This window comes from Pseudomonadota bacterium (genome assembly GCA_039196715.1).
GTDB lineage: Bacteria > Pseudomonadota > Gammaproteobacteria > CALCKW01 > CALCKW01 > CALCKW01.
This window is the reverse complement of the sequence record JBCCUP010000126.1, coordinates 1-7,349: the sequence shown is the minus strand read 5'-3', so window position 1 is coordinate 7,349 and position 7,349 is coordinate 1. Positions and strand designations below refer to the sequence as shown.

General features: G+C 60.6%; 7 protein-coding genes. 6 read left to right on the top strand and 1 reads right to left on the bottom strand.

What is annotated here, in order from left to right; genetic code table 11:
- The first annotated feature begins 54 nt into the window (after nt 1–54).
- The 4 genes from AAGA11_22170 to AAGA11_22155 all read left to right on the top strand — a co-directional run bounded on the left by AAGA11_22170 (nt 55) and on the right by AAGA11_22155 (nt 4,515).
- Nucleotides 55–1,821, top strand: a complete 1,767-nt coding sequence (locus tag AAGA11_22170) for a vanadium-dependent haloperoxidase (protein ID MEM9605581.1) — start codon at nt 55–57, stop codon at nt 1,819–1,821.
- A 315-nt stretch (nt 1,822–2,136) separates the two neighbouring features.
- A complete protein-coding gene (locus tag AAGA11_22165; GenBank protein ID MEM9605580.1) occupies nt 2,137–2,949 on the top strand; it encodes an ABC transporter substrate-binding protein in 813 nt (270 codons plus the stop codon).
- Complete coding sequence (locus tag AAGA11_22160) at nt 2,930–3,784, top strand: amino acid ABC transporter permease (GenBank protein ID MEM9605579.1); 855 nt, start codon at nt 2,930–2,932, stop codon at nt 3,782–3,784. Before AAGA11_22165 ends, AAGA11_22160 begins: the two co-directional genes overlap by 20 nt.
- Nucleotides 3,784–4,515, top strand: coding sequence for an amino acid ABC transporter ATP-binding protein (locus AAGA11_22155; protein MEM9605578.1), 732 nt, complete (start codon nt 3,784–3,786; stop codon nt 4,513–4,515). The genes AAGA11_22160 and AAGA11_22155 overlap by 1 nt, the downstream gene beginning before the upstream one ends.
- 44 nt (nt 4,516–4,559) lie before the next feature.
- On the opposite strand, the gene AAGA11_22150 is transcribed toward AAGA11_22155, so the two are convergent.
- Entirely contained in the window at nt 4,560–5,786 is a 1,227-nt protein-coding gene (locus AAGA11_22150; GenBank protein MEM9605577.1) for a cation:proton antiporter, read from the bottom strand.
- 190 nt (nt 5,787–5,976) lie between these two features.
- Here AAGA11_22150 and AAGA11_22145 point away from each other — a divergent pair, with 190 nt between their 5' ends.
- Nucleotides 5,977–6,657 carry a zinc metallopeptidase gene (locus AAGA11_22145; GenBank protein ID MEM9605576.1) on the top strand — a complete coding sequence of 227 codons (681 nt, stop codon included), beginning with the start codon at nt 5,977–5,979 and terminating at the stop codon, nt 6,655–6,657.
- Nucleotides 6,658–7,055: 398 nt separating this feature from the next.
- Nucleotides 7,056–7,349: peroxiredoxin (locus tag AAGA11_22140; GenBank protein MEM9605575.1), on the top strand; the 294-nt coding region annotated here is incomplete at its 3' end.

Below are 7,349 nucleotides of genomic sequence, written 5' to 3'. Positions count from 1 at the left end.
TAATTATTGGTGACCGGGGCTATTATAGATCATTTTTCTCAAGGGAGCAGGGTAATGAAGTTGGATCGCGAGGAGTCGGCTTACCGGGTCAGGGTGGAGGCGGCAGAGCAAGCAAGAAATAGGAAGCACAAGCCTCACCGCTCTAACCCCGATGAAGAGCGTTACGGCTTCGCGAATTATCTGATGAATTTTACCAAAGGACTGCAGCATGATCCTGGCACGGGTGTCGTTGCTGATCCAAACCATTTCAAAGCATTCCGGACGTGCATTGATGAAGGCTATGTAGAGCCCTTTACATCTCGATTGTTCGTTCCTACCGAAGAGGGCCGCAGAAAGTGGGAGGCGCCCACCGCAGGTGTTGTATTTGACTTGCAGGGACCGGATGCCCAGGCGGTCACAATGGCGCCTGCGCCCGAGCTGTGCTCAGACGAGCTCACATTTGAAATAGCTGAGGTCTACGAGTTGGCCCTGCTAAGGGACGTGCCGCTTTCAACGTTTGATGAAGGTGGTGGCTCAAAACAGGCGAGCTTGGACGCGTCTATAAAGCGCCTTTCTGCACTACAGTACGCCAAAGATCGATTTCCAAATAGGCCACGCAAGACAGGCTGTTCCGGTGTGCTGGATCGGCAAACCGCATTTCGGGGATCTAGTCCTGGTGTTGAAGTGGGTCCTTACGTTTCACAGTTTCTCTGGATCGGGAACGACGATTGCCACGATATGGGAGATGGATACATTACGTACGGTGCGCAGACCATAAACCAAAGAGTACCAATCGCAAAAACTGGCGAAGATCATATGCAGGATTGGATGTCTTGGCTGCGTGTTCAAAACGGATACGATGTGAATGGCTGTTCCAAAGGGCAAACACTAGACTGCAAAGGCAGATTTATCTGCACGCCGAGGGATCTCGCGACGTATGTGCACTTTGACGCCTTGTATCAGGCGTACTTGAACGCCACGTTGATACTGCTAGGGATGGAGACGCCTTTTGACCCGGGGTTTGCCAAGCTCTCTGGGCAGCGAAACATGTATAAACCTGGCGATTCAAGTGGTACAGACCAGAATGCGGGTGGTTTTGCGCTGTGGGGAGGTCCGCACATTTTAACGCTGGTGACAGAGGTTGCTACCCGTGCTCTCAAAGCGGTTCGTTACCAAAAATTCAATAACCACCTGAGGTTAAGGCCAGAGGCACTTGCCGGTAGAATAGCTCAAGCCGATAAGCTAGAGAAAAAGTACCCTGGTCTGTGCGGTTGTTTAAAAACAATGAAGAAGGACCTCACATACACGTTAAAATCCATCGACAAACACAACGGTCCGGACGCCAAGCTACCTGGTGGTAACCATCTTTTGCCCATGGCTTTCGCTGAAGGGTCGCCTATGCACCCTACGTACGGTGCGGGACACGCGACCGTAGCCGGTGCATGTACCACCATTGTCAAAGCCTTCTTTGATACTGGTACTGTATTTGGGAAAAACGCCGAAAAAGGCCACTGTAAGTTTGGAAAATATGGATTCTATCCATCGATTTCCAGCGCGGGGTATTTTGAACCAGACGCGGCGGGGAAGAAGCTGTCTTACAAGTCCAGAAAAGGTTGCGCTCTGACCCTCGAAGGCGAGCTAAACAAATTGGCAGCGAACATATCTATAGGGCGCAACATGGCGGGTGTTCACTACTACTCCGACTACTATGACAGTCTGCGCATGGGTGAGGAGATTGCGATCGGAATGCTTGAGGAACAAGCGCTCTGTTATCCCACCGATGATTTCGTGATGACCGTCCCGACTTTTGATGGTGATCAAGTGCGCATTGGTGCTCGTTAACCAGAGCTTTTGAGGCGCTGCTTGTCGCAATGGCAGTACGGCTTGGATTCGCCAAGACGCACGTTAAAGGTGGTTTCGATGGGGTCCGAGACTTGGGATCAACTAGGGCGCCACAGTCTCAGGTTATGGCAAGTACCACTGAACCATTTTCAGCGGAACAGTCGCCCTTGTGCTCCGGCTATCTCTCGAATTTTGAGCTGAGCGCAAGGGCATACCGGCTGGCGAAAAGCGATCCGATTGTTGGTCATTTGGCCCGTATCCGTTCTAGCCGTTGTTGGTTATGATCAAACCGGTTACCAACAGGACTGTCCCGCTATGTTGAAGCTTGTTCCCTTGGCCTGCGCGCTTGCCATGGCCACCACTTCGGCGTTTGCCGGTGGCCACTGCGCCGGCGGCAAGACGCTGACCGATGGCAAATTCACTGTTGCAACCGGCAACCCTGCCTACTACCCGTGGGTGCTCGACGACGCGCCCGAAAGTGGCCAGGGCTTCGAGGCCGCGGTGGCCTTCGCTGTTGCCGAAGAGATGGGCTTTGCCGCGTCGGATGTGGTCTGGGTGCGCTCGTCCTTTGACGAGGCGATTCAGCCTGGCGCCAAGGACTTCGACGTCAACATGCAGCAGTACTCGATCACGCCGGAGCGCGATGATGTGGTTGATTTCTCGGCGCCGTACTACACCGCGCCGATGGCAGTGCTGGTCGGCCCGGGTGCGGTCGATACCGAGGCTTCAATGGCGGCACTGAAGGGTTTGAAGTGGGGTGCAGTCGGCTCGACCACAGCCGTGCCGAAGCTTCAGAACGTGATTCAGCCCGACAGTGACTTGCTGCTCTACGGTGACACGGCGGACGTCAACGCGGCGATCGGGGCCAACCAGATCGACGCTGCTTTGTTTGACCTGCCGACGGCCTTGTTCTTGAGCGCCGTTATGATCGAAGGCTCGAAGGTGATTGGCCAGTTCGCACCGGACAGCAGCGACAACCCGGACCAGTTCGGCATGCTGATGGAAGAGGGCAACCCGCTGAAGGCGTGTGTGGACGCGGCGCTCGCGGCCCTGACCGAGAGCGGCAAGCTGGCCGAGATCGAGGCTCAGTGGCTGCAAGACACCACCGGTGTGCCGCTCATCCAGTAGGGTGCTCGGCAAACCCGCGGCGGGGCTGACCCACCGCGAGCAGTACGACGCCGCACAACGGCGGCGCGCGGTGGTGGTGGCGAGCATCAGCACGGTGCTGGTGCTCACCGCGCTGGTCGTGCTGATCCCGCTGACGCCCGGGTGGGAGAAGGTCCAAAAGAGCTTCTTCAACGGCGCGGTGCTCGCGAAGACCTTCCCGAAGCTCCTCGACGCGTTCCTCGTGAACGTGATGATCTTCGCCTGGTCGGCACCGCTGATTGCGGTACTGGGCCTCGCCATCGCGTTGGCGCGGGACGCAAAGTCCCCGGCGCTCTTTCCGCTTCGCGTCTTTGGCGCGGCGTTCACGGACATCTTCCGCGGTGTGCCGGTGATCCTCACGGTGTACCTGATTGGCTTCGGCATACCGGGCCTCGGCCTGCCGCGACCGTGGAACTCGCCCTACATCTGGGGCTCGCTCGCGCTCATCCTGACCTACTCGGCCTACGTCGCCGAGATCTTCCGCGCGGGTATCGACTCGGTGCACCACAGCCAACGCAAAGCGGCCTTGTCGCTTGGCCTCTCGGAACGGCAAGTCATGCGCGACGTGGTGTTGCCGCAGGCGGTGCGGAACGTGGTGCCGAGCCAGATGAACATGCTGATTGCCTTGCAAAAGGACGTCTCGCTGCTGAGCTTCATTGGGCCAGTTGAGATTTTCCGCCAGGCCGGGGTGTTCAAGTCCTTGATGGCGAACTTCACGCCCTATGTGGGCGCGGCGATCATCTTCCTCGCGGTGACCATCCCGGCGACGCGCTACGCCGACTACCTGATGGCCAAACAAATGCGAGACAGGCGCTGATGGCAAAGCTCGCGTTGCGCGGTGTGGTCAAACGCTTCGGCGGCACGACGGTGTGCGACGGGATTGACCTCGACGTCGAGGAGGGTCAGATGGTGTGCTTGATCGGCGCGTCCGGTGCGGGCAAGTCGACGCTGCTTCGGTGTATCAACCTGCTCGAACCGATCGAGGACGGCGAGATCCGCCTCGACGGTGAAGACATCTCGGTGCCGGGGCTCGACCCGCACCCGGTGCGCGCGCGCATCGGCATGGTCTTTCAAGACTTCAACCTCTTCCCGCACATGACGGCCATCGAGAACGCCATGCTCGCGCCGCGGCGCGTTCACAACAAGACACGCGATGAGGTGCGCGCGGAGATCGAGGCGTTGTTCACGCGATTCGGCCTCGCAGACCGGATGCAGAACTACCCGGACCAGCTCTCGGGTGGGCAGCAACAACGCGTCGCCATCGTTCGCGCGTTGGCGATGCGACCGGAAGTCATGCTGTTCGATGAGATCACCTCAGCACTCGACCCGCAGTTGGTTGGCGAGGTGCTGGACGTGTTGCTGGCGCTCAAGGCACAGGGCATGACCATGGTACTCGCCACACACGAAATGGGTTTTGCGCGTGAAGCGGCGGACAAGGTGTGTTTTCTGAAGGACGGCAAAGTGGTCGAGGAGGGGCCGCCGGCGCAGCTCTTTGACGACCCGCAGCAGGCGGACACCCAGGCTTTTCTAGCGCGTACGTTGAGTTAAATTCTCGTCGGCGCCGTGTGCGTTTGAGTTAAGCCAGCGCATGACTAGGATTTGGAGACTTTTTCCGCGCGCCCAATCCGGTTCGCCAACGGCGTCGCCGATATACCGTGCAGAATGATCGACAGAAACACCGTCATCGAAACACAGGCCAAGAGCTCGTCTTCGCCCGGGATCTCGAACTCGTCCATCATGATCAACGTGAACAGGATCGAGGCGAGGCCACGTGGGCCGAACCAACCGAGGAACAGCTTTTCCTTGAATGCCAGGCCGGTTCCTGCGAGCGACAGGGCGATCGGCAGCATGCGCACCACGGTCAGGAACAACAGCGCCAGCGCGATCGCATGCCAGCTCATGTGGGCGATGCCGGCGGGCAGCAGCAGCGCGCCGAAGACGAGAAAGGCGAACAGCGTGAGGAGTTGCCCCACGCCTTCCATGAACTCGCCGATGAAGTGGATGCTGTGGCGGTAGGTGTTGCCAAACACCATGCCTGCGACAAAGGCGGCGATGAAGCCGTTGCCGCCCACGATTTCGGCGCCGATGTAGGCGGCAAACGCCACCGAGAGAAAGGCCACGCCGCCCGCGGCCTCGGCAATCCAGTCGCGCGCTTGCGCGGCGTCCATCGCCTTGGCGGCGCCCCAGCCCAACGCGATTCCCACAACCGGTCCCAGCACCACTTGCAGCGCTGCTGACGTTGCGAGTCCGTCTGTGCTTGCGCCCGTCATGCTGGCCGAGGCGAGGATGGCACCGAGCAACACGAAAGGCAGCACCAGGCCGTCGTTGAGCCCGCTTTCGACGTTGATGGTTTGGCGCAGGCGTTCGGGCACGGCCGGGCTTGAGACCACCGTTTGGCCGAGCGCGGCGTCGGTAGGGGTCAGTACCGCGGCGGTCAGCAGTGCCATGGCGACGCCGCTTTGCGGATTCAACAGATAGGCGACCAGCGTGCCTAACGCGATCGACAACGGCAGGCCGACCACCAGCATGCGCACCGGCAGGCGAATCGCCTGGCGCAACGCGTCGAACCGCACGTGGCTCGCGTCTGAGAACAACACCAGCACCAAGGTGACTTCGGCCAGCACGCGCGTGATGTGGTTGAGGGTGTCGGGCGTGACCATGGTGTCGACGGCGCCTGCGCTGGCGTAGCCGACGGCGGTGAAGATGATCGGCAGGGTCAGCACCGTCTTGGCGATGACCTGGGTCAAGATCGAGTAAACGAACACCACAAGGAGAATCGCCATCACCACCCATTCGGTGGTGGCGTGCGTTGGGTCCATCAGTGTGTGTCTCCCGTGTATCGGTTTATCGCGTGGACAGCAGCGGTGTCGTCGACGCGCTGTAGAGCATTGTGCCACTGCGCTCAGCACGGTGCTGTTCGTCGCAAGCACGGTGTTTCCAGAACGTGAAACTCCCCAATTGACCCTGTGTCAGACTGTGTGACCCACTATCACGCGACGGTATGACGCCATGATTGCCCTGGGCATCGCATTCGCGGTGTTGTCCATTTCCTTTGGCCCCTTTCTCTGGGTGCGCTACGTGCTGTGGCGGCATTCCGGGCACATCGAGGGTATGCCGGGCACGGGGTCGGAGCTTGCGTTGCACCTGGTGGAGCGCTTTGCGTTGGACGGCGTCAGTGTGGTGCGTGGCGACAAGGGCGCGAACTTCTACCGTCCGGCGGACAAGACGGTGTCGCTGAGCCCGGATGTCTACGACGGCAAGTCGTTGACGGCTGTGGCGGTTGCGGCGCACGAGATCGGCCACGCCATTCAGTTCTGCCGTGAAGAGCCAGTGTCGCAGCTGCGCACCAAGTACCTCGGCAAGGCCCACGTGATCGAGCGCGTGGGCTCAATGATCCTCATGGCGGCGCCAGTGCTGACGCTCTTTGCCCGCAACCCCACGGTGTTCTTCGCGCTCGGCCTCGTCGGCGTGTTGACGCTCTTTTCCTCTGTGCTGATGTACGTCGCGGTGCTGCCCGAGGAGTACGACGCGAGTTTCAACAAGGCGCTGCCGATCCTCGAGGAGGGCTACGTGCCGGCCTCGGACATGCCGGCCGCGCGTCGCATCCTCAAGGCCTGCGCCTACACCTATGTCGCCGGCGCCCTCGCCGACATCGTGCGGCTGTGGCGGTGGATCCGTTTCTTGCGCTGAGCCTGCCCGTCAGGCGTCGATCGAGCGTTCTGGTTCCCGGGCGCATTGAAAGCCGTCGTTGCGCGTTGAGCACTTGATCTCGGCGTGGGCGACGCGGCGCAGCACCGCCGTCGTCGCCGACAATCAGGTACCCGTTTGATGCGGCAAAGCCGAAGGCCTGGTAGACGTTGTCCGCGAGCGGCACGATCGCCTGCGTGAAGTAGTCGGGGCGCGATTCGAGTTCGGGGTGCATGGGTGGCCTGTGTGCTGGCATCGGCGCGGGTGAGCGTACCGTGAAACGGCAGACGGCCTCGATGGCCCCACGAAATACAAGGTAGGATACGCGCACACAGCGCGAGGCACTGTCAGGCCGCGTCGCTGAGTGTTTCCCAACACACCGATTGCCCTCGGAGGGCTGAATGAACACCCCGGTCTTGCCCGACAACTTGCCCGAACCGCTCGACGACGGCGCCTGTGCGCACCTCGAGGGGATGGCGTTTCCGGCCGTTGCGCTTGCGTCCACCGACGGGCCCGTCACGCTCGCGCAGCAGCCGGGCACTGTGGTCGTCTACCTCTACCCGCGTTCGTCACCCGACCACGACGACCCCGACGGCTGGGACGCGATCCCCGGCGCGCGCGGGTGCTCGCCCCAAGGCTGTGCGTTTCGGGACCACCAGGCCGAGCTCGCCGCGCACGGTGCCCGCGTGTTCGGG